Source organism: Amycolatopsis sp. WAC 01375 (assembly GCF_003947325.1).
GTDB lineage: Bacteria > Actinomycetota > Actinomycetes > Mycobacteriales > Pseudonocardiaceae > Amycolatopsis.
On the sequence record NZ_QHHW01000054.1, the window covers coordinates 494,492 to 513,393 of the forward strand.

At 68.9% G+C, this 18,902-nt stretch carries 24 protein-coding genes; 10 read left to right on the plus strand and 14 right to left on the minus strand.

Going from position 1 to position 18,902, the window contains the following annotated elements; all coding sequences use genetic code 11:
- Nucleotides 1-33: 33 nt before the first annotated feature.
- The 7 genes from DL991_RS37405 to DL991_RS37435 all read right to left on the minus strand — a co-directional run bounded on the left by DL991_RS37405 (nucleotide 34) and on the right by DL991_RS37435 (nucleotide 6,552).
- Nucleotides 34-867 carry a helix-turn-helix transcriptional regulator gene (locus DL991_RS37405; protein ID WP_125789010.1) on the minus strand — a complete coding sequence of 278 codons (834 nt, stop codon included), beginning with the start codon at nucleotides 865-867 and terminating at the stop codon, nucleotides 34-36.
- 85 nt (nucleotides 868-952) lie between these two features.
- Nucleotides 953-1,171, minus strand: a complete 219-nt coding sequence (locus DL991_RS37410) for an acyl-CoA carboxylase subunit epsilon (RefSeq protein WP_125789011.1) — start codon at nucleotides 1,169-1,171, stop codon at nucleotides 953-955.
- Nucleotides 1,168-2,805, minus strand: coding sequence for an acyl-CoA carboxylase subunit beta (locus tag DL991_RS37415; protein ID WP_125789012.1), 1,638 nt, complete (start codon nucleotides 2,803-2,805; stop codon nucleotides 1,168-1,170). The genes DL991_RS37410 and DL991_RS37415 overlap by 4 nt, the downstream gene beginning before the upstream one ends.
- 135 nt (nucleotides 2,806-2,940) lie before the next feature.
- Complete coding sequence (locus DL991_RS37420) at nucleotides 2,941-3,606, minus strand: response regulator transcription factor (RefSeq protein ID WP_125789013.1); 666 nt, start codon at nucleotides 3,604-3,606, stop codon at nucleotides 2,941-2,943.
- Complete coding sequence (locus tag DL991_RS37425; RefSeq protein ID WP_125789014.1) at nucleotides 3,603-4,754, minus strand: sensor histidine kinase; 1,152 nt, start codon at nucleotides 4,752-4,754, stop codon at nucleotides 3,603-3,605. Before DL991_RS37425 ends, DL991_RS37420 begins: the two co-directional genes overlap by 4 nt.
- Before the next feature lie 68 nt (nucleotides 4,755-4,822).
- The gene (locus DL991_RS37430; protein ID WP_125789015.1) at nucleotides 4,823-5,641 is read right to left on the minus strand and encodes an SRPBCC family protein; all 819 of its coding nucleotides are present in this window, start codon (nucleotides 5,639-5,641) and stop codon (nucleotides 4,823-4,825) included.
- Between the two features lie 128 nt (nucleotides 5,642-5,769).
- A complete protein-coding gene (locus DL991_RS37435; RefSeq protein ID WP_125789016.1) occupies nucleotides 5,770-6,552 on the minus strand; it encodes an NAD(P)H-dependent oxidoreductase in 783 nt (260 codons plus the stop codon).
- A gap of 43 nt (nucleotides 6,553-6,595) precedes the next feature.
- Here DL991_RS37435 and DL991_RS37440 point away from each other — a divergent pair, with 43 nt between their 5' ends.
- From DL991_RS37440 to DL991_RS37460, 5 genes are all read left to right on the plus strand, one after another.
- Complete coding sequence (locus DL991_RS37440) at nucleotides 6,596-7,606, plus strand: GlxA family transcriptional regulator (RefSeq protein ID WP_199746260.1); 1,011 nt, start codon at nucleotides 6,596-6,598, stop codon at nucleotides 7,604-7,606.
- Between the two features lie 52 nt (nucleotides 7,607-7,658).
- Nucleotides 7,659-8,366 (plus strand): lysoplasmalogenase family protein, encoded by a 708-nt coding sequence (locus DL991_RS37445; protein ID WP_125789018.1) that lies wholly within the window; start codon nucleotides 7,659-7,661, stop codon nucleotides 8,364-8,366.
- Between the two features lie 67 nt (nucleotides 8,367-8,433).
- Nucleotides 8,434-8,751 carry a helix-turn-helix transcriptional regulator gene (locus DL991_RS37450; protein ID WP_125789100.1) on the plus strand — a complete coding sequence of 106 codons (318 nt, stop codon included), beginning with the start codon at nucleotides 8,434-8,436 and terminating at the stop codon, nucleotides 8,749-8,751.
- Nucleotides 8,748-9,185: an SRPBCC family protein gene (locus DL991_RS37455; protein ID WP_125789019.1), complete on the plus strand. Its 438-nt coding sequence runs from the start codon at nucleotides 8,748-8,750 to the stop codon at nucleotides 9,183-9,185. Before DL991_RS37450 ends, DL991_RS37455 begins: the two co-directional genes overlap by 4 nt.
- Nucleotides 9,186-9,204: 19 nt before the next feature.
- Nucleotides 9,205-10,968, plus strand: coding sequence for a prolyl oligopeptidase family serine peptidase (locus DL991_RS37460; protein ID WP_125789020.1), 1,764 nt, complete (start codon nucleotides 9,205-9,207; stop codon nucleotides 10,966-10,968).
- On the opposite strand, the gene DL991_RS37465 is transcribed toward DL991_RS37460, so the two are convergent.
- From DL991_RS37465 to DL991_RS37485, 5 genes are all read right to left on the minus strand, one after another.
- The gene (locus DL991_RS37465) at nucleotides 10,965-11,399 is read right to left on the minus strand and encodes a VOC family protein (protein WP_125789021.1); all 435 of its coding nucleotides are present in this window, start codon (nucleotides 11,397-11,399) and stop codon (nucleotides 10,965-10,967) included. The two genes, DL991_RS37460 and DL991_RS37465, sit on opposite strands and share 4 nt — an antisense overlap.
- A gap of 52 nt (nucleotides 11,400-11,451) precedes the next feature.
- Nucleotides 11,452-12,075, minus strand: coding sequence for a LysE/ArgO family amino acid transporter (locus tag DL991_RS37470; protein WP_125789022.1), 624 nt, complete (start codon nucleotides 12,073-12,075; stop codon nucleotides 11,452-11,454).
- A gap of 263 nt (nucleotides 12,076-12,338) precedes the next feature.
- Nucleotides 12,339-12,674 carry a thioredoxin gene (gene trxA, locus DL991_RS37475; protein WP_125789023.1) on the minus strand — a complete coding sequence of 112 codons (336 nt, stop codon included), beginning with the start codon at nucleotides 12,672-12,674 and terminating at the stop codon, nucleotides 12,339-12,341.
- Nucleotides 12,675-13,070, minus strand: coding sequence for a MerR family transcriptional regulator (locus tag DL991_RS37480; protein ID WP_125789024.1), 396 nt, complete (start codon nucleotides 13,068-13,070; stop codon nucleotides 12,675-12,677).
- A gap of 41 nt (nucleotides 13,071-13,111) precedes the next feature.
- A complete protein-coding gene (locus tag DL991_RS37485) occupies nucleotides 13,112-13,507 on the minus strand; it encodes a nitroreductase/quinone reductase family protein (RefSeq protein ID WP_125789025.1) in 396 nt (131 codons plus the stop codon).
- Nucleotides 13,508-13,534: 27 nt separating this feature from the next.
- On the opposite strand from DL991_RS37485, the gene DL991_RS37490 reads away from it, so the two are divergent.
- Both DL991_RS37490 and DL991_RS42770 read left to right on the plus strand, forming a co-directional pair.
- Nucleotides 13,535-14,365, plus strand: a complete 831-nt coding sequence (locus DL991_RS37490; protein WP_125789026.1) for an alpha/beta fold hydrolase — start codon at nucleotides 13,535-13,537, stop codon at nucleotides 14,363-14,365.
- 50 nt (nucleotides 14,366-14,415) lie between these two features.
- The gene (locus DL991_RS42770) at nucleotides 14,416-14,556 is read left to right on the plus strand and encodes a hypothetical protein (RefSeq protein WP_158634492.1); all 141 of its coding nucleotides are present in this window, start codon (nucleotides 14,416-14,418) and stop codon (nucleotides 14,554-14,556) included.
- Between the two features lie 95 nt (nucleotides 14,557-14,651).
- On the opposite strand, the gene DL991_RS37495 is transcribed toward DL991_RS42770, so the two are convergent.
- Together DL991_RS37495 and DL991_RS37500 are read right to left on the minus strand one after the other, a co-directional pair.
- Nucleotides 14,652-15,143, minus strand: coding sequence for a hypothetical protein (locus tag DL991_RS37495; protein ID WP_125789027.1), 492 nt, complete (start codon nucleotides 15,141-15,143; stop codon nucleotides 14,652-14,654).
- 50 nt (nucleotides 15,144-15,193) lie between these two features.
- Complete coding sequence (locus DL991_RS37500) at nucleotides 15,194-16,309, minus strand: C40 family peptidase (RefSeq protein WP_199754227.1); 1,116 nt, start codon at nucleotides 16,307-16,309, stop codon at nucleotides 15,194-15,196.
- A gap of 80 nt (nucleotides 16,310-16,389) precedes the next feature.
- Here DL991_RS37500 and DL991_RS37505 point away from each other — a divergent pair, with 80 nt between their 5' ends.
- The 3 genes from DL991_RS37505 to DL991_RS37515 all read left to right on the plus strand — a co-directional run bounded on the left by DL991_RS37505 (nucleotide 16,390) and on the right by DL991_RS37515 (nucleotide 18,828).
- A complete protein-coding gene (locus DL991_RS37505) occupies nucleotides 16,390-17,214 on the plus strand; it encodes a biotin--[acetyl-CoA-carboxylase] ligase (protein ID WP_125789028.1) in 825 nt (274 codons plus the stop codon).
- A gap of 97 nt (nucleotides 17,215-17,311) precedes the next feature.
- Nucleotides 17,312-17,896: a PH domain-containing protein gene (locus DL991_RS37510; protein WP_125789029.1), complete on the plus strand. Its 585-nt coding sequence runs from the start codon at nucleotides 17,312-17,314 to the stop codon at nucleotides 17,894-17,896.
- The gene (locus DL991_RS37515; RefSeq protein ID WP_125789030.1) at nucleotides 17,896-18,828 is read left to right on the plus strand and encodes a hydroxymethylglutaryl-CoA lyase; all 933 of its coding nucleotides are present in this window, start codon (nucleotides 17,896-17,898) and stop codon (nucleotides 18,826-18,828) included. The genes DL991_RS37510 and DL991_RS37515 overlap by 1 nt, the downstream gene beginning before the upstream one ends.
- Nucleotides 18,829-18,902 lie beyond the last annotated feature (74 nt).

Genomic DNA, 18,902 nt, shown 5'->3' on the forward strand with positions numbered 1-18,902 from the left:
ACTCTCGGAGTGCATAGCGCAAAGGGTCTTAGGTCACCGAAGTGGTTCGACCGCGAGCTGTCGGTAATCGGCCGCGATCCGCGTCAGATGCGAGCAGGCGACATCGCCATAAGTGGCGTAGCGCTCGACTTCGGCGAAGTTCTTCTCGTAGTCGGCGACTTCGCGTTCGTCCGTGACGAGCGCCGTGGCCGTCTGCGTCCCGAGGAGCACCGCGCGCGAGTCGTAGATGTCGAAACCGTGGAGCACGGCGACCGACACCGGCGTGGTCCACGGGATGACGCCGAGCCGCACCCGGCCGCGGCGGGACACCTCGATGAGGTGGCCGAGCTGAGCGAGCATGGTCGCCGCGCCGCCCATGTTCCAGCGCAGGGCGCCTTCGGTGAGCACGAAGTGGAAGTCACGGTTCGAGTCGAGGATCCGCTGGCGTTCCAGCCGGGCCTCGACGGTCTGGTCGCGTTCGTCCGACGGCAGGGAATCGTCGAACAGCGCGGTGATGTAGTCGCGGGTCTGGAGCAGGCCGAACACGATGGTCGGCTGGAAACTGCGGATGCGCGCGGACGCGGTCTCGATCTTGCCGATGCGCTGCTGCATCCGCCAGGCACCGCGCTGGAGGACGACGCGGGCCGACGACGCCTCTTCGCGAAGGTCCCGCGTGATCGCGACCAGCGCCCGCCGGACCTTCGCGGGTGCGCGGTACGCCCGGCACAGCGCGACGACCTGGTCCTCCGTCGGCATGAACGCGCCGGTTTCGACGCGCGAGACCTTCGACTGACTGAGACCGGTGAGCCTGGCCGCTTCGGTACCGGACAACCCGGCGGCTTTGCGCAGACGGCGCAACTCGGTGGACAGCTGATCCTGGTTCGTCACGCACGGCTTTCTGAGGGCGGATCCGGTCGGCAGGACTGTCACCATAGTCCGCGGAAACCGGATCCGCGCCGTCAGACGGGCCGTGTCAGCGAGGAAGCGCCGAAGCCCGCCAAGCGCCTTCACCGGGGGCGAGCGGGGCCCGCACGAGCGAAGCCTTGTCCGCCCACCACGAATCCCGTTTCGGCGCCGGTTCCGGCGCCCGCGCGCCGGCCGCCGCCGCGACCACGGCGGTCAGCGCGGCGAGTTCGGCGTCGTCCGGATTGCCGCGGACGACCTTCAGCAGCGGGGTTTCGGGCGTGCTCACAGCGGGATGTTCCCGTGCTTCTTGGGCGGCAGGCTTTCCCGCTTGCCTTGGAGCAGCGACAGCGCCTTCGCGATGTGGCCGCGGGTGTGCGCGGGCACGATCACCGAGTCGACGTAACCGCGCTCGGCCGCCGCGTACGGGTTCAGGAGCGTGTCCTCGTACTCCTGGATCAGCTCGGCGCGCAGCGCGTCGACGTCCTTGCCGTCGGCGGCGGCCGCGGCGAGTGTCTTGCGGTGCACGATGTTCGCCGCGCCCTGCGCGCCCATGACCGCGACCTGCGCCGTCGGCCACGCCAGGTTGATGTCCGCGCCGAGGTGCTTCGACCCCATGACGTCGTACGCGCCGCCGTACGCCTTGCGGGTGATGACGGTGACGAGCGGGACGGTCGCTTCGGCGTAGGCGTAGATCAGCTTCGCGCCGCGCCGGATGATGCCGTTCCACTCCTGGTCGGTGCCGGGCAGGAAGCCGGGGACGTCGACGAAGGTCAGCACCGGGATGTTGAACGCGTCGCAGGTGCGCACGAACCGCGCGGCCTTCTCGGACGCGTCGATGTCGAGGCAGCCCGCGAACTGGGTCGGCTGGTTCGCCACGATGCCGACGCTGCGCCCGTTCACCCGGCCGAAGCCGACCAGGATGTTGGGCGCGAACAGTTCGTGCACCTCGAGGAAGTCGCCGTCGTCCACGACGCGGTTGATGACCTCGTGCATGTCGTACGGCTGGTTCGGCGAATCCGGGATCAGCGTGTCGAGCTCGCGGTCGGTGTCGGTGACGTCGTCGAAGAACCCGCCGGGCGCCGAGTCGGTCTCGAACAGCGGCGCTTCGGACAGGTTGTTCGCCGGGAGGAACGCGAGCAGTTCCTTCACGTACGCGATGGCGTCCTCGTCGTCGGAACCGAGGTAGTGCGCGACGCCCGAACGGGTGTTGTGCGTGCGCCCGCCGCCGAGCTCCTCGAAGGAGACCTCTTCGCCGGTCACGGTCTTCACGACGTCGGGGCCGGTGATGAACATGTGGGAGGTCTTGTCGACCATCACCACGAAGTCGGTCAGCGCGGGGGAGTAGACGTGCCCGCCCGCGTTGGCGCCCATGATCAGCGAGATCTGCGGGATGACGCCGGACGCCTTGACGTTGCGGTTGAAGATCTCGCCGTACAGCCCGAGCGAGACGACGCCTTCCTGGATCCGCGCGCCGCCGCCTTCGTTGATGCCGACGATCGGACGGCCGGTCTTGATCGCCAGGTCCATCACCTTGACGATCTTCTCGCCGTACACCTCGCCGAGTGAACCGCCGAAGACGGTGACGTCCTGGCTGAACACGCACACCGGGCGGCCGTCGACGGTGCCGTAGCCGGTGACGACGCCGTCGCCGTAGGGCCGGTTCTTCTCCTGGCCGAAGTTCACCGAGCGGTGCTTCGCCAGCTCGTCGAGTTCGACGAACGAGCCTTCGTCCAGCAGCAGGTCGATCCGCTCGCGAGCGGTCTTCTTGCCCTTGGCGTGCTGTTTCTCCACCGCCCTCGCGGAACCCGCGTGCACCGCCTCGTCATACCGGCGGTACAGGTCGGCCAGCTTGCCGGCCGTCGTGTGGATGTCCGGTTCGTCCTCGGGCGGCGTCCCGAGCGGCTCCGTCGCACTGCTCATGAAACCGCAGCCTAGCTACTCGACGGTCACTTCGCGTGTGGCGTAGGCAACGTCTTTTGGGGCCGGGCGGTGGTCGTGAGTGGCGATTCGGGTTCTAACCCGAATCGCCACTCACGACCACGGGGACCCACCTGCTCACTGGACGGAGGCGCGCACCAGGCCGGACTCGTAGGCCGCGATCACGAGCTGCGCCCGGTCGCGTGCCGCGAGTTTGTGCAGGAGATGGCCGATATGCGTCTTCACCGTCGCCAGCCCGAGGTGCAGGGTTCCGGCGATCTCGTCGTTCGACAGGCCGCGCGCGATCAGGCCGAGGACCTCGCGTTCGCGGGTGGTGATGTTGTCCAGCGACGCCGCGACGCGCTGGCCCGGTTCGGGCAGCCGGGCGAATTCGGCGATGAGCCTTCGCGTGATCGAAGGGGCGAGCAGCCCTTCGCCCGCCGCGACGACTCGGATCGCGGTCAGCAGTTCGGCGGGCGGGGTGTCCTTCAGCAGGAATCCGCTGGCACCCGCGCGCAGGGCCGAATAGACGTAGGCGTCGAGGTCGAAGGTCGTCAGCATCAGCACGTGGACGCCTTCGGTGGCGGCCGACGCGCAGATCCGCCGGGTCGCTTCGATCCCGTCCAGCTCCGGCATGCGGACGTCCATCAGCACGACGTCGGGGCGTTCCTTCTCGGCCAGTTCCGCCGCCTCCACGCCGTCGCTCGCCTCCCCGACGACTTCGAGGTCCGGCGCGCTGTCGACGAGCACGCGGAAACTGCCGCGCAGCAACGCCTGGTCGTCGGCGATCAGTACGCGGATCATCGTGTCCCCACTTCCTTGGCGGCGTACGGCAGCCGCGCGAACACCCGGAAGCCCCCGGCGGGCAGCGGGCCCGCTTCGAAGTCACCACCGTAGACGGCGACGCGTTCGCGCATGCCGATCAAACCGTGCCCGCCGCCGGTCGACGGCGAGCCTTCACCGCGCCCGTCGTCGACGATTTCGACGCTGACCTCGCCGGCGCCTTCGGTGATCGTGACCCGGCAGGCCGACGGCCCCGCGTGCTTCACGACGTTGGTCACCGCCTCCTGGGTGATGCGGTAGACCGAAAGCGCGACGCCTTCGGGGAGGTCGTCCACCGCCTCGCCGGACAACTCGACGCGCACCCCGGCCTGTCCGGCCCGTTCGGCGAGGGTCCGCAGATCGGCGAGTTTCGGCGCGGGCCCGAGCGCCGCTTCGGGCGTCCCGTCACCCGAGCGGAGGACGCCGAGCATCCGCCGGAGTTCGACGAGGGTTTCTCGGCTGGTGAGTTCAATGACCCGCAACGCTTCGCGGGCTTCTTCGGGCTGTTCCTTCGCGACGTGGTTGCCGACGGCCGCCTTGACCGCGATCAGGCTCATGCTGTGCGCGACGACGTCGTGCATTTCGCGCGCGATGCGCAGCCGTTCGTCGGAAACCGCCTGATCGGCCTGGGTATCGGCGAGCTGGGCCAGATTCGCGCGCCGTTGCCGCGTCATCCAGCCCAGCGCCCACGAGCCCGCCACCCCGCCGCCCGCGAAGGCCGTCGACGCGATCGTGTTCGGCCCGAGCCGCAGGAACTCGAAGATCATGACGACGACCAGGCCGAGCCCCATCGCGATCAGCGAGCGGGGCCGCGGATGTTCCAGCGCCACGGTGTACAGGGCGCACGCGGTGGCCAGGAGCGCGGCCGGGCCAAGCCCGTTGCCGGCGAGCAGGGCCGGGATCAGGCTGCCGAGGCCGAGGCCGTAGGCGACCAAGGGCCGGTGGCGCCGCAACGCGATCGCGATGCCGCTGGCGGCGACCGTCGCCCAGGCGAGCCACATCGGGATGGCGATGAGGAACGTCCAGGTCCGCGCGGCGAGGTTCCCGCCGACGGCCACGACGAGGACCACCGCGAGAAGCGCGTCGATCAGGTACGCCACCCGCTGCGGGAGCGCCGACGGCTGTTTCATACGGCGAACTTAGCCGGACGGGTGGCGGGTGCGCGTCCGTCCGGCGGAGGTCATCCCCAGGGTGGAGATCAGCCTCCGTGAGCCGCCGCGAAGAACTCCTTCAGCTTCTCGCGCCAGCTTCGCAGCGCCTCGGGCACGACATCGTCCTGTCCGTCCGGGACGGTCTGCGTCAGCTCCACCATGGTGCCGTCGAGTTCGGAATGGCTGAACTCCCAGCGCACGACGCCGCCGCGCGGCAGGGAGAGCTCCAGCAGCCGCGGCGGTTCTTCGCGGATGACCGTGCCCGACGCCTTTTCGGGCGTGAGAAGCGGCCAGACGTCGTCGAGCGGTTTCCAGATCAGGTCGCGGCGGAAGCGGATCACCTTGCCCTCGCCGGTTTCCAGTACTTCGCCGTCGGCGAGCCCGAACTCCTCGATGTAGGCCTCGATGGGGCCGACCCAGTCCTGCGGCGGCTCGTGGTCCTCGCCGTCGAGCAGGGCGGTGAGCGCGACGAGGCAGCTGTCCCAGCCGGCGGCCGTGCGGCCCGCCGCGATCCTGGCGATCGCGGGTTCACCCCGGCCGAACGTATGGGTGAACAGCAGACGGCTGCCGTCGCCCTCCGGAGTGATCTCCCAGCGCAGCACGTCCTCGTTCCAGCTGAACGCGAACACGCGAGGCTCGTCGGCTTCGAGCACCTCGCCCGCTGTCGGAGTCTCTTCGCCTTCGAAAGTGAACTCGATGGTCCCGCCCGGTCGCAGGTCGACGGCGACCGCCGCGGGGAACCACTTCGCGAGCTCCGACGGTTCGGTGATCGCCCGCCAGACGCGCTCCGGCCGATGCGCGAGACGGCGTTCGATCCGCAGCGCGGGGCGCTCTCCGACGGTTTCCAACCGGGCGCGAGGGTTCACGGTTACCTCCTAATGTGCCTCAAGGGGAATATAACCGCGAAGTAATACAGGGTCAACCGGGCCGGAACTCGCGTGATTGGAGCCGTAACTCGCGTGATTGGAGCCGTAACACGGAGTTCCGCCTTCAATCACGCGAGTTCCGGCCTGGAGACGTGGACGCCGATGCCGCCCCGGCCGGGAGCGAGGTCGTCGCGCAGGACGAGGTTCTCGTCGTAGTCGCCGCCGTTCTGGGAGCGGAACGGGATCGGGTCGCGAGTGGACAGTGTTCGAAGCCGTTCGCGCAGTGTCTCGGCGGCGGCCTCGTACTGCTCGGGAGAAACGCGGTCGGCGCCGCAGACCGTGAGCGGAGGGAGGACGGACATCCCGGCGTACCAAAGGGTTCCGTGCTGTAGCGGGAACAACACGTCGTTGATCTCGCCGTTCACGCCGCGCGGTCCGATGGTGGCTTCCGGCGCGCCCGCGGTCAGCAGGACCATGGCGCGCTTTCCGGCCAGCACCCCTTCGCCATAGCGCGACGTCCGGCCGTCGGGGCGTTGCACGCCGTAAGCGAAACCCTTGACGAAAACGCGGTCGAACCAGCCCTTGAGGATCGCGGGCATCCCGTACCACCACAGCGGGAACTGGACGATCACCGTGTCCGCCCACGCCAGTTTCTCGTGCTCGGCGCGGATGTCTTCGCCGAGTTCGCCGGTCTCGAAGGCGTTCTTCGACGTCGAGCCGACGACGAGCCGGTCTGTGGAAGCGGCCCGGCCGAAGTCGTCGGCGTCGACGACGGCCTTCCACTTCATCGCGTACAGGTCGGATTCCCGGACGTCGGCGCCCTGCGCGCGAAGGGTGCGCACGCCTTCGTCACGCAGTGAGCCGCCGAGGGAGCGGGGTTCCGGATGGGCGAAGATCCACAACACGTTCATGTGTCCACCGTCGCGCGGCCCGGCGGTCGACGCGAGTGGCCCGATGGCCAACATGTGCAAGAATCAGGCCATGGGCTTTTTCGGGTATCCCGGCCGTCATCGGGTCGCCGTGCTAGTCCGGCACGGAATGCTGGTGATGGAGCTGGGCATCGTCATCCGGCTCTTCGGCACGGCCAAATCGGCCGACGGCGAGCCGCTCTACGAAGTCGTCACCTGCACGCCGGAACCCGGCCAGATCCGGACCGACGCCGATGTCGCCATCTCGGTCCCGCTCGGCCCGGAGGTGCTGGCCGAGGCCGACACCGTCGTCATCCCGGCCTCGTCCACCGAATACGAACCGTCGGGGCACGACCTCACCGAGCCGCTCGCGCGGGCGCTGGAGCTGATCCGGCCGGAGGCGAGAATCGCGTCGATCTGCACGGGTGCCTTCGTGCTCGCCGCCGCCGGACTGCTCGACGGCCGGAAGGCGACCACGCACTGGCGTTCGGCGCTGGATTTCCAGGCGAAGTTCCCGAAGGTCGACCTCGATCCCAACGTGCTCTACACCGACGACGGGAACGTCCTGACCGCGGCGGGTGTCGCGTCCGGGATCGACCTCTGCCTGCACATGATCCGATGTGATCACGGCGCCGCGGTCGCGAACGAGGTCGCGCGCGGCACGGTCGTCTCGCCGCATCGCGAGGGCGGGCAGGCGCAGTTCATCCGGCGTCCGGTGCCGGAACCGCAGTCCTCGTCGACGGCGGCGGCGCGGGCCTGGGCGCTGGAGAACCTCGACCGGCCGCTGACGCTGCGCGAGCTGGCGGCGAAAGAGGCGATGAGCACGAGGACGTTCACACGGCGGTTCCGCGACGAAGTCGGGATTTCGGCGCTGCAGTGGCTGACCCAGCAACGGATCGAACGGGCCCGTCAGCTGCTCGAAGAAACCGACCTGCCGGTGGACAAGGTCGCGGCCGAGGCGGGGTTCGGCACGGCCGCGTCGCTGCGGCAGCATCTCCAGGCCGCGTTGGGTGTCTCGCCGAGCGCGTACCGGAGTACCTTCCGTGAAGCCGTCTAGAAACGGCTGACTGCCTGGTAACTTACCCAGAAATAAGTTCCGGAGGTGGTCAGTGTCAACAGCGAAGGCCCTCAAGCTCGCCGAACGGATCCTGTTCGGCGCCGCCGCGATCGGCACGGTGTACTCCGCCAGGACAGGCAACCGGCGGTTGCAACTGGTGACGAAACCGGCCGCGGTCCCCGTGCTCGCGGCTCGCGTCGCCCGGGCACAAACGCTTGCACCAGGGGAGAAGGGGCTGCTCGTCGCCGCCTTGGTCGCGGCAGGCGCGGGCGACCACTTCATGGGCCGGTCGCATGAGGACCGTGAGCTGATCAAGGGCGCGACGTCGTTCGGCGTGATGCAGGTGCTGTACTCCGCGTTCCTGTGGCGCCGCGGCGCACGTCCGCGTGCCGCGACCGCGACGCCCCGGCTCGGGGCGTGGGCTGCGGCCGCCGTCGCGATGACGCTCCCGAAGCCGTCTCCGGTGTCTTCGGTGCTTTCGGTCTACGGAGGCCTGCTGAGCACGACGTCGACCCTCGCGGCCGACCCGGTCTTGGTGCCGAAGGCTCGCGTGTCGGGCGGGATGGTGGTCCCGTCGGGTGATCGCCGGACCTGGATCGCCGCCGGCGCGCTGCTGTTCTCCGCGTCGGATCTGGCGATCCTGATCCGCCGCAACTTCGTGACCAGTGAGCGGGTGCGGGCCAATCTCGAAACCTTCGTGCTGACCTCGTATCTGGCCTCCCAGTGGCTGCTCGTTGAGGGCATGACCGCGGAGAAGTAGAAAGTTAAGCAGATACTTGACTATTGCTCGGCATGGGTGCATAGTTAAGCATGTGCCTAACCAACAGATGGATCAGGTGTTCAAGGCGCTTTCCGACGGGACGCGCCGCGAAATGATCGAGCGCCTCACCCGGGGGCCCGCCTCGGTGGGGGAGCTCGCGCAGCCGTTGTCGATGTCGTTGCCCGCCGTGATGCAGCACCTCCAGGTGCTCGAAGCCTGCGGGCTGGTCCGGTCGGAAAAGGCGGGTCGCGTCCGCACCTGCCACCTCGAACCGGACGGCCTGCGGATGGCCGAGGACTGGCTCGGCGGGCAGCGCACCGGCTGGGAACACCGGCTCGATCGCCTTGGTGGCTTTCTGAACTCCGATGAAGGGAAACGGTCATGACCGTCAAACACGCCACTTTCACCCTCGAACGCGTCTATCCGGTGTCGCCGGAACGCGTTTTCGCCGCCTGGTCCGATCCCGCCGCGAAAGCGGGCTGGTTCACCGTGCCGGGCGGCGGGCATTCCTTGGATTTCCGTGTCGGCGGCCAGGAGGTCACCAGCGGTCCTCCCGATGACGGGAAGCGGATGGTCTTCGAAGCGCGCTACGAGGACATCGCCGAGAACGAGCGGATCGTCTACGCGGGCACACTCTCCGCGAACGACGTTCTGGCGACCGTGTCGGTCACGACGGTGCTGCTCGAAGCCGAGGCGGACGGAACCCGGCTGACGCTGATCGAGCAGGGCACCTTCCTTGACGGGCACGAAGAACCGAGCTGGCGGGAACAGGGAACGGGCGACTGGCTCGACAAACTGGGCAAAACACTGTCGCGATGATTTCCGGCAGGATGGGGACATGCTGACCGCTGAGCTGATCGTCGACAGCCATTTCCCGTCGGAACCCGTGCTTTCCCCCGACGGGAAATGGGTGGCCTACCAGGTCTCGACCATCACGAAAGGCGTCCCCGAGATCTGGCTCGCCGCTGTGGACGGCAGCGAAAAGCCGCGGAAGCTGGCCGAAGGATCCTCACCCCGGTGGTCCGCGGATGCTCTCTATTTCCTCCGGGACGGCCGTGTCTGTTCGCGGGACGAGGAGCTGTTCGCCTGGGGGAGTGAGATCACCGGATTCCTTCCGCTGCGCGACAGGATCGTGTTCATCGCCGAAGACGAGACGCCCGCTCCGGCCGTCTGGGTCTGGAGTGAGAGTCTTCGCCCGGCGCGGCTGCGGAGCTTCGACCCTCGAACCGGCGAGATCACGACGCTGATCGAAGACCACGTCGTCGACGTCGCCTGCCGCCAGGACGACAAAGCGCTCGCCGTCGTCACCTGGCCGACGCCGGAAGTCGACCCCGGCGGGCTCGAACCCCGGCTTTCCTTGCTGGACCTGGAAACCGGTGAGCGGCGTGATCTCGGCCGGGTCGCGTTCGAAGCCGCCGGCCCGGTTTGGTGGCGGGACGAGGGCGGCTGGCACATCGCGTACCTCGGGAACCCGGAACCGGTGGGTGGTCGGGCGGTCTTCGACGTTTCCGTGGAAACCGGGGAACATCGGAATCTGACCGAGGAATCGACCTGTCCGGTCAAGCTCGCGCAGGTGAATTCCGGTGCTCCTCTGGTGCTCGTCGCCGACGGGCTCGACTCGGCCCTCCATCGGCTCGGCGGCGGCGAAGTGTCGTTCTGGCGCGGGCAAGCCGACGCGCTCGCCTCGAACGGCGAGATCGTGGTCACCGTGCTGAGTACCGCGTACCGGCCGAAAGACGTCCATTGTGGACCGTTGGGCGGGGCGTTGACGCGAGTCAGCGACACGGCGCCGGAGTTCGCCGGGATTTCGTGGGGCTCCCAGGAACGGTTGTCCTACAAGGCGTCCGACGGCCTCGCGTTGGACGGCCTGCTCGTCCTGCCGCCGGGAAAGACCCGGGCCGACGGGCCTTTCTCGCTGGTCACGCGGGTTCACGGCGGACCGTACGATCGGCACGCGGACCGCTTCATGCTCAACTGGTACCCGTCCGCGCAGTGGCTGGCCCTGGCAGGGCACGCCGTCTTCCTGCCGAATCCCCGTGGGGGACAAGGCCATGGGCATGAATTCGCCGCTTCCGTCGCGGGACGGGTCGGCCTGGAGGAATGGAGCGATATCGAGACCGGGATCGACCTCCTCGTCGCCGAAGGGGTGGCCGATCCGGAGCGGCTCGGGATCGTGGGCGGGAGTCACGGCGGATATATGACGGCCTGGGCCGTCGGGCAGACCCGCCGGTTCGAGGCGGCGCTGATGGTCGCCGGGATCTGCGACTGGGGAATGCTCGCCGCGACCGGTGAACTCGGTCCGCTGGTGGAATCCGCGCACAGCGGGAGTATCGGCTGGGAAGGGGCAGGCCCGCACCGGCACGATCAGCTCAGCCCGATCTCCTTCGCGTCGAAGATCGAGACCCCCGTGCTGATCGTGCACGGTGCGGCAGACACGAACGTCCCCTTGTCCCAGGCGGAATTCTTCCACCGCGCGCTACGCCACTTCGGCGTCGAACACGACCTCGTCGTGTATCCCGGTGAAGGGCATTCGCTCCGCGGACGTGATCACCAGCTGGATCTGCTCCGCCGGACTCGCGAGTGGTTCGCGCGGTTGCTTTAGCTCCAATCGGTCTGCGGTTCTCCGGGGATGTGCGTGCCGAAAGTCCATTCGTAGCCTTCGAGATCGTCGACGCGGCAGCGGTAATTGCCCCATTCGGTGTTCTCCGGTTTCCAGACCGGAGTCGCGCCGGCTTCGACGGCGGAAGCGAAGACGGCGTCCACGGCCTCTTGCGTCGGAAGGCTCACGTAGAGGCCGTGGCCGACCGTCTCGCCCTTGCGGGCCGGGCGGTCGTAGTCCTCTTCCGCGCTGAACACGATGATCCCGACGCCGCCGAGCCGCAGCTCCGAGTGCTGGATCAACCCTTTGTCGTCGGCGAACTCCATGGTGGTCTCGAACCCGAAGGCGCGTTCGAGCCAGCGAAGCGCCTTCGGGGCATCGTGATAGGCGAGGTAGGAGTGGAGGGAGGCGAGGCGTTCCTTGGTTTCGGTCATGGGGGCAGCCTCGCAACCGATGCGGACAACTACGGTCCTGGATTGCCGGCCATCACGAAAGGAGACGGAGGCCGAGCACGGTGATGAGCGCACTGGACGCCAGCGCGGTCACCAGCCGTCCACGGCGTCCGGTCAACGCCTTGCCGAGGACGGCTCCGCCGCCCGCGAGGAACAGTTGCCAGCTGGCCGAAGCGGCGAACGCCGCGAGAACGAAGACCACGTGCTCCGCCCCGCTCGCCGCGGCCATGTCCTCGCTGCCGAGTACGAGCGCCGCGAAGTAGACCACCGTCGTCGGGTTCAGCAGCGTGATCCCGAGCAGGCTCACGTACGCCTTCGCCGGGCCGACCGCGACCGGCTGGCTCACCTCGGCTTTGGCGGAGGCGCGGAAGTTCCTGATCCCGGTGAGTCCGATGTGGACGGCCAGCCCGAGCAGCACCGCCACCGAAACCCAGCGCAACGGTTCGGCGATCGGCTCGATGATCGGGATCAGGCTGCCGCCACCGAGGACCGCGATCAGGGCGTACAGCCCGTCGGCCGTGGCGACTCCCAAGGCGGCGTACGCGCCGATCTTGAGCCCTGCCCGTGCTGTCAGTACCACCAGATAGGTCGCGACCGCGCCCACCGGGATGGCGATGCCATACCCGGCGAGCAGGCCCGCGACGAGCGCGGCGCTCACGGCAGGACTGGTGTCGGCCTCCGCCAGGACCCGGCCTGCTGCTGCACCCGCACCCGTCGGACGACGGAGGACGGGGACAGGAAGGTGCGGGTCGATGTCATGTGGTGAAGGATGCGAATGGACGGCCCGGCGCGCAACACAATTAACGGCCGGTTCGCGATGGGCCTCGTGAGTGGCGATTCGGGTTAGAACCCGAATCGCCACTCACGACCCCCGGCACCGGCCACGCCACCTTCGCCTTACCCCTCAACCGTCCCTGCCACTCACGAGTGGGCGGGCTGCAGAACGGCGTCCAGATCGGCCAGCAACTTGGCCTTCGGCCGGGCGCCGACGGTCGTCCACACCGGACTCCCGCCGCGGAAGAGGATCAGCGTCGGCAAGGACATGACCTGATAGTTCCTTGCCGTGAGCGGGTTCTCGTCGGAGTTGAGCTTGCGGATGAGCAGTGCGCCGGCACGCTCCTCGGCGATTTCGGCGAGCACCGGCGCGATCATGTGGCAGGGCGGGCACCATTGCGCCCAGAAGTCCACCAGGACGGGCTTGTCCTGGTCGAGGACGAGTTCTTGGAAGGTTTCGTCGGTGACGACGGAAAGGGACATTCAGGCCTCCTCGGTTCGCGGCACGACGACGCACGGTCCCGGCGGCGTTTTCAACGCGCCCGCCAGTTTGGTCAGCAGGCTGTCCCGCACGTCGTTGAGCCTGGCAAGACAGGCGTCCACCTCGGCGAGTTTGCGTTGGTAGACCTCGATCGAATCGGCGCACGAGTCGCCGGTCTCGTGCCCGGCGCGCAGGCATTCGACGAACGGCCTGGTGTCCTCGAGGCTGAGCCCGACCGCTTGCAGGGTCAGGATCTCGTGCACCAGGCGGTAGTCGTCCTCGTCGTACTCCCGGTAGCCGTTCGACGCGCGCCGTGCGTCGAGAAGCCCTTGTGACTCATAGAAACGCAGCGCGCGCGTGGTGGTCCCGGTGCGCGCGGCGAGCTCGCCGATCCGCATGGTCCGAGCGTAAACCTTGCCCTTGGCGTCAAGGCAAACGTTCAGTCGTCGAGATCGACGCGGATGGTGAGGAGGTTCGTGCCGATCGCCCGCACGGCGGCGCTGTTGACCGTGGGCAGGGTCTTCAGCCGGGCGCGGGGGTCGTCGTCGGGGAGCAGGAGCGCCGTGCCGGCGTGCCACCGGCCCTTGAGCCGGACCCGGACGCGCGGATCGGCCTGGATGTTGCGGACGTACTGCGATTTCTCCCCGAACTCGGAGACGATCCAGAACGAGCGGCCCACCCTGCGGCCCCCGAGCGGCGTCTGCCGGGGCACCCCGGACTTGCGGCCGGTGGTCTCCAGGACCGGCTGGTTCGGCAGGCGGACGAGGATCGGGTTGCCGACGTGGCGCTGGAAGGTCGTGGCCACCCGGTGCTTGATCTCGTGATAGCGGGACATGGTTCCAGGGTGCCCTACGCTCGGGCCATGGTGAACGAGTCCGACGTGGACCTGGGGGACGGGACCACCTTGCACACGTACGACACCGGCGGAGCCGGCCCGGTGGTCTTCTGGCACCACGGCACCCCGAACATCGGCGCCCCGCCTGCCCCGCTGCTCCCGGCCACAGCGCGGTTCGGACTGAGGTGGGTCTCCTACGACCGGCCCGGTTACGGCGGCTCGTCGCCGCGACCCGGCCGAGACGTCGCGTCGGCGGCGTCGGACGTCGAGAAGGTCGCCGATGCACTGGGGATCGAGCGGTTCGCGGTCTTCGGGCATTCCGGTGGCGGACCGCACGCGTTCGCCTGCGCGGCTCTGCTGCCGGAACGGGTCTCGGCGATGGTCGCCGTCGCGAGCATGGCCCCGTACGACGCCGACGGCCTGGACTACTTCGCGGGCATGAGTGCGGCAGGAGTGGGCTCGCTGACGGCCGCCTTGGCGGGGCGGGAGGCAAAGGCGGACTACGAGGCGTCGGCCGAATACGACGCCGAGATGTTCACCGCCTCGGACCACGCGGCCCTTGCCGGTGACTGGAAATGGTTCCTCGATGTCGTCGGCCCCGCGGTCGAGGGCGGCCCCGGCGGACTGATCGACGACGATCTCGCGTACGTCGCGCCATGGGGCTTCCAGCCGTCCGACGTCAAAACCCCGGTGCTGCTCCTGCACGGCGGCGCGGACCGGATCGCGCCGCTCGCGCACGGCGAGTGGCTGGCCCGGCAGTGCGCCGCGGCCGAGTCGCGCACTTTTCCCGAGGAGGGGCACATTTCGGTTCTTCGCCACGGGGAGGCCGCGCTCGAGTGGCTGGCCGAGCGGCCGTGAGCCGACCGTGACTTGGCGTCGGTGCGCGGGTGGCGATTTCGCGTGTCTGGATGGACGACACGTGTGATCCGATGGACGACTCGCGTGATCAGGCGGACGACTCGCGTGATCAGGCGGACGACTCGCGGCGGAATCCGGGCGTGCGCGTGTCGTCCGCCGGAACACGCGAAACCGCCAACGACAGCGCGTGAAGGTCCCCTTCACTCGGCTCGGCGGAGGAAACTCGACCTTCACACCGTTCGCGGTGGCGGCACCCAAGAGGGCTCGCCAGAATGCCCCAAGACACTCATGAGCCCACAGCACCGAAGGCGGCGTGCAGCGCCTCTTCGTACTGCTGCCGCGAGAACGTCAGTACACCGATGGCGTCGTAATTCCATTCCCGGTACGTATTGCGAAGCCCCGACCAAGTCACCGTCTCGTCGTCGGTCGCTATCTTCACCACCAACGCCCAGCATTCGACGATGCCGCACGAGCACCCCAGCAGCAGGTGTTCGTCGTCTTCGACGCCGTGCGGAACGTCATCCGGTGCTTCCCCGAGAAGATGCTCGGCGGAGCAACTGGTCACGGGGCCGTAATCCCCGGCGAGCAAGGGTGCGGGTTCCGGCGCGAACTCCTCGGCGCGCTCCCGCTGTTCCGCGAGCGCGCCGGGAAGTTCGGCCCGGCGCACCAGTTCCAGGAAGGAGACGCCATCGATCAGCAGCTCGAGCGCGGCTGTCGTTCTCCCCTTGGCCGATCGCCTTGTCACGTCGGAGATCCTGCGGAACTCGATCGAACGCATGGGCGCCAAGGTAACCGCCGGTGCCGGGGCCAGAGGGCGGTTTGGCCGGTTCAGGCCGCGGGCCGTCCGGCGCCGGTGTAGTCGTCGCCCTTCGAGTGGTACGTGTGGATCTGGATCGCCTGGCCCTGGGTGGGCGCGTTGATCATCAGGCCGTTCCCGAGGTACAGCCCGACGTGATGGATCCGTGTCGCCGGGTTGCCGTAGAACACGAGATCGCCGAGTTTCGGTTCGCCGGGCACCTGCGGCAGCGCCCGGAACTGGCTGTCCGCGGTCCGCGGGAGCGGGACTCCGGCTTCGTCGTAGGACGCCTTGGTCAGTCCGGAGCAGTCGAAGCCCGCCGCGCCGGCGTCCGGTCCGTTGCCGCCCCACACGTACGGGAGGCCCAGCTGGCCGAGGGCGAACCGCGTCGCCTTCACGGCGGGGCTGCCGGATCGCGCCGGGTCGAGGGACAGGGTCGCGTAGAGCTGCGCGTTGCCCAGGACCCGCTGGCGGAACAGTTCGGCCTCGTTGCCCTTGCCGCCTTGGTAGCCGGCGATCGCCTTCCACCAGCCGTTGCCGCCGCCGAGGTCGGTGCCGGAAGCGCACAGTGCGCGGCCTGCGGCGACCGACGCGGAGTCGGGGTCGGTGAGCGCGGGTTTCGCGATCCCGGGGATCGACGCGCCGTGCTTCTTCCACTGCTGTGCCGACAGGCCGAGGGGGTTGTCGCCGCCGCGTCCGTGGTTCGAGCTCGCCGCGCCGACTCCGGCCAGGGTGACCCACGACAGGTGGCAGTTCGGCTGCTCGCCGCGCAGCGCCAGTTCACCGTTCGCGTAGCCGATGAGCGACTTCGCCGGGATGTCGAGCGGCCCGGCCAGTTTCGCCGCCCACTCTTCGAGCGGCCGGACGCCCTTCGGTGTCTCTTGGGCCTTGACCGGTGCGCTGACTTCGAGGACCGAGGGACCCGCGCCGCCGCCGACGGTGGCCGGATCCTGTTTGGCGGCCGGTACCGGGACCGGCTGGTTGCCGTCGGCCGGTGCCGGATCGTTGCCGCCGGCGAGCAGCCAGCCCGCCGTCGCGAGCCCCGCGACCAGCGGGAGAGCGACCAGGCCGCGCATCGCCGCGCCGTGCGCCCACGACTTCTTCTTGCTGTTTTCGGGCGCGCTCGGGGCGGAATCGGGCTCGGTCACGCCGTCCAGGTTATTGGAGACCACCTCTGCGTAACGAGCGAACGCCTTGCACGTTAGGGGGACTCTCATATTCTGGACGAATGAGTGAGACGGGAGCGCTCGACGCCGGGCGTCTGAGTGCCGCGCTGTCCGGCCGGTACGCCGCGATCCAGGTCGTGGCGAGCACCGGGTCCACCAACGCCGACCTGCGGGAAGCCGCCGCGAAGGGGGCCGAAGACCGCACCGTGCTGATCGCCGAGGAGCAGACGGCCGGCGTCGGCCGCCGCGCCAGGCAGTGGTCCTCGCCGAAGGGATCCGGCCTCTACGTCAGTGTGCTGCTGCGGCCGGACGGGGTTCCGTTCAGCAATTTGGGTTCACTTTCCGTGGTCGCGGGTCTCGCGGTCCGGGAGGTCGCCGCGAGTGTGGGTGTCGACGCCGTCCTCAAGTGGCCGAACGACGTCTTGGCCGGTCCCGGGCGCGCGAAATGCGCGGGCATCCTGGCGGAGGCCGCCGCCGGTGACGAGACCACCGTGGTCCTCGGCATCGGCCTGAACGTGCTGCCGCTCGGCGAGAACGTTCCGGCCGGGCCCGGTGGCCTGCCCGCGACCTCGCTGGCCGAGCAGGGGGCGACGGAGACCGATCGCGCCGAGATCGCCACGCGGCTGCTCACCGGTTTCGACGAGCTCGAACGCCGTTGGCGGCTCGCCGGCGGGTCGCTGGCCGAGGCCGGTCTGCTCGGGGACTACCGGCGGCATTGCGCCACGCTCGGCCAGGATGTCGAGGTCCAGCTGCCCGACGGCTCGGCGCTGACCGGCCGTGCCGCCGACATCGATCCCGCCGGCCAGCTCCAGGTCGACGTTCCCGGTGGTGAGCGGTACACGGTGTTCGCCGGCGACGTCGTGCACGTCCGGCAGGCCGGGGCCTGATCCGTGCGTCTCGATTCCGGCGTCTCCTCTTCCACCGGGACCGTTCGCCGGTACGGTGAGCTCACCAGCGCCGAACATACTTTTGGGAGCGTCCGTCGTGGCCTATCCGGACGATTTGCTCAGCGAAAACGAGCACGTCGTGGTGCACAGTCACCCGCATTTCAAGATGCTGATCTTCCCGTTCCTCGCGCTGATCGTCACGCTCGGCGTGGGCATCTGGCTGGCTGTGATCGCGAGGGAGGCGACGGCCCCGTGGGACCTGATCTCGGAGATCGCGATCGCCGCGGTCGGGCTCGGTCTCGTCGTATGGCTCTTCCTCGCTCCGTTCGTCCGCTGGCGCACCACGCATTTCATCGTGACCACGGATCGGCTGATCGCCCGTGAAGGCGTGCTCAAGCGGACCGGGATCGACATCCCGTTGTCGCGGATCAACAGCGTCCAGTTCGAGCACGGCCTGCTGGACCGCGTGTTCGGCTGCGGCACGCTGGTGATCGAGTCCGCTTCGGACGAACCGCTGAAGTTCGACGACATCCCCAAGGTCGAGCGCGTGCACACGGTGATCTACCGCGAAGTCAACGACAACCCGTACGACGACTTCGCGCCGCCTGCCGCCGGCGCGCCGCAGCAGACCGAACCCCTGCCGCCGCAAGGGCCCCCGCCGCGCGGAAACCGGCGGCGTTGATGGGCACGCGAGAGCTGGGGCTGCCCGACCGCGTCCCGTCGGCCGCCGCGTTGCCGGAACGCGTGACGATCTGGGAGGTCGGTCCGCGTGACGGCCTCCAGAACGAGAAGTCGATCGTCCCGGTCGAGGTCAAACTCGAATTCCTGGACAAGCTCGCCGGTGCCGGGCTGACCACGCTCGAGGCGACCAGTTTCGTGAGCCCGAAATGGGTGCCGCAGCTGGCCGACGCCGAGCAGCTCTTGGCCGGGCTCGAAAAGCGCGAGGGCGTCCGGTATCCGGTGCTCGTCCCGAACGAGCGCGGGCTGGACAGGGCGCTGGAGGCCGGCGTCTCGCAGATCGCGATCTTCGCCAGCGCCACCGAGACCTTCGCCGAGAAGAACCTCAACTCGACGGTGGACGACCAGTTCGCGATGTTCGAGCCGGTCGTCACCCGGGCGCGGGCCGAAGGTCTCGACGTCCGCGGCTACGTGTCGATGTGCTTCGGCGACCCGTGGGAGGGCGCCGTCCCGGCCTCGCAGGTCGCCGGAGTGGGTAAGCGGCTCCTGGACCTGGGCTGCTCGCAGCTCTCGCTCGGGGACACCATCGGCGTCGCCACCGCGGGCCAGGTCGAGGCGCTGATCGGGCAGTTCGCCGATGTCGACGGGCTGGCCGTCCATTTCCACGACACCTACGGCCAGGCACTCGCGAACACGCTGGCGGCCCTGCGCTGCGGTGTGTCCACTGTGGACTCTTCGGCCGGTGGGCTCGGTGGCTGCCCGTACGCCGAATCGGCCACCGGGAACCTCGCCACCGAAGACCTCGTGTGGATGCTCGACGGTCTCGGCGTCGAAACCGGTGTCGACCTCGACGCGCTGGTGGCGACGAGCAAGTGGATGGCAGGGAAGCTGGGCAGGCCGAGCCCGTCCCGGGTGGTCAACGCGCTCGCCGGATGAGGTTCGCCGAACTCACGGACGAGACCTGGCCGCTTTTCGAGCGGTTGTCCGGGCCCGGCGGAGTGCAGGGCGGC

Bases quoted from the DNA above. Each gene is read 5' to 3' on its own strand.
- DL991_RS37415 (WP_125789012.1), bottom strand. From the start codon at position 2,805: ATGAGCAGTGCGACGGAGCCGCTCGGGACGCCGCCCGAGGACGAACCG.
- trxA (WP_125789023.1), bottom strand. From the start codon at position 12,674: ATGTCCCTTTCCGTCGTCACCGACGAAACCTTCCAAGAACTCGTCCTC.
- DL991_RS37495 (WP_125789027.1), bottom strand. From the start codon at position 15,143: ATGCGTTCGATCGAGTTCCGCAGGATCTCCGACGTGACAAGGCGATCG.
- DL991_RS37460 (WP_125789020.1), top strand. From the start codon at position 9,205: ATGCTGACCGCTGAGCTGATCGTCGACAGCCATTTCCCGTCGGAACCC.
- DL991_RS37435 (WP_125789016.1), bottom strand. From the start codon at position 6,552: ATGAACGTGTTGTGGATCTTCGCCCATCCGGAACCCCGCTCCCTCGGC.
- DL991_RS37480 (WP_125789024.1), bottom strand. From the start codon at position 13,070: ATGCGGATCGGCGAGCTCGCCGCGCGCACCGGGACCACCACGCGCGCG.
- DL991_RS37465 (WP_125789021.1), bottom strand. From the start codon at position 11,399: ATGACCGAAACCAAGGAACGCCTCGCCTCCCTCCACTCCTACCTCGCC.
- DL991_RS37490 (WP_125789026.1), top strand. From the start codon at position 13,535: ATGGTGAACGAGTCCGACGTGGACCTGGGGGACGGGACCACCTTGCAC.
- DL991_RS37425 (WP_125789014.1), bottom strand. From the start codon at position 4,754: ATGAAACAGCCGTCGGCGCTCCCGCAGCGGGTGGCGTACCTGATCGAC.
- DL991_RS37515 (WP_125789030.1), top strand. From the start codon at position 17,896: ATGGGCACGCGAGAGCTGGGGCTGCCCGACCGCGTCCCGTCGGCCGCC.
- DL991_RS42770 (WP_158634492.1), top strand. From the start codon at position 14,416: ATGGACGACACGTGTGATCCGATGGACGACTCGCGTGATCAGGCGGAC.
- DL991_RS37485 (WP_125789025.1), bottom strand. From the start codon at position 13,507: ATGTCCCGCTATCACGAGATCAAGCACCGGGTGGCCACGACCTTCCAG.
- DL991_RS37455 (WP_125789019.1), top strand. From the start codon at position 8,748: ATGACCGTCAAACACGCCACTTTCACCCTCGAACGCGTCTATCCGGTG.
- DL991_RS37450 (WP_125789100.1), top strand. From the start codon at position 8,434: ATGGATCAGGTGTTCAAGGCGCTTTCCGACGGGACGCGCCGCGAAATG.
- DL991_RS37505 (WP_125789028.1), top strand. From the start codon at position 16,390: ATGAGTGAGACGGGAGCGCTCGACGCCGGGCGTCTGAGTGCCGCGCTG.
- DL991_RS37440 (WP_199746260.1), top strand. From the start codon at position 6,596: ATGGCCAACATGTGCAAGAATCAGGCCATGGGCTTTTTCGGGTATCCC.
- DL991_RS37420 (WP_125789013.1), bottom strand. From the start codon at position 3,606: ATGATCCGCGTACTGATCGCCGACGACCAGGCGTTGCTGCGCGGCAGT.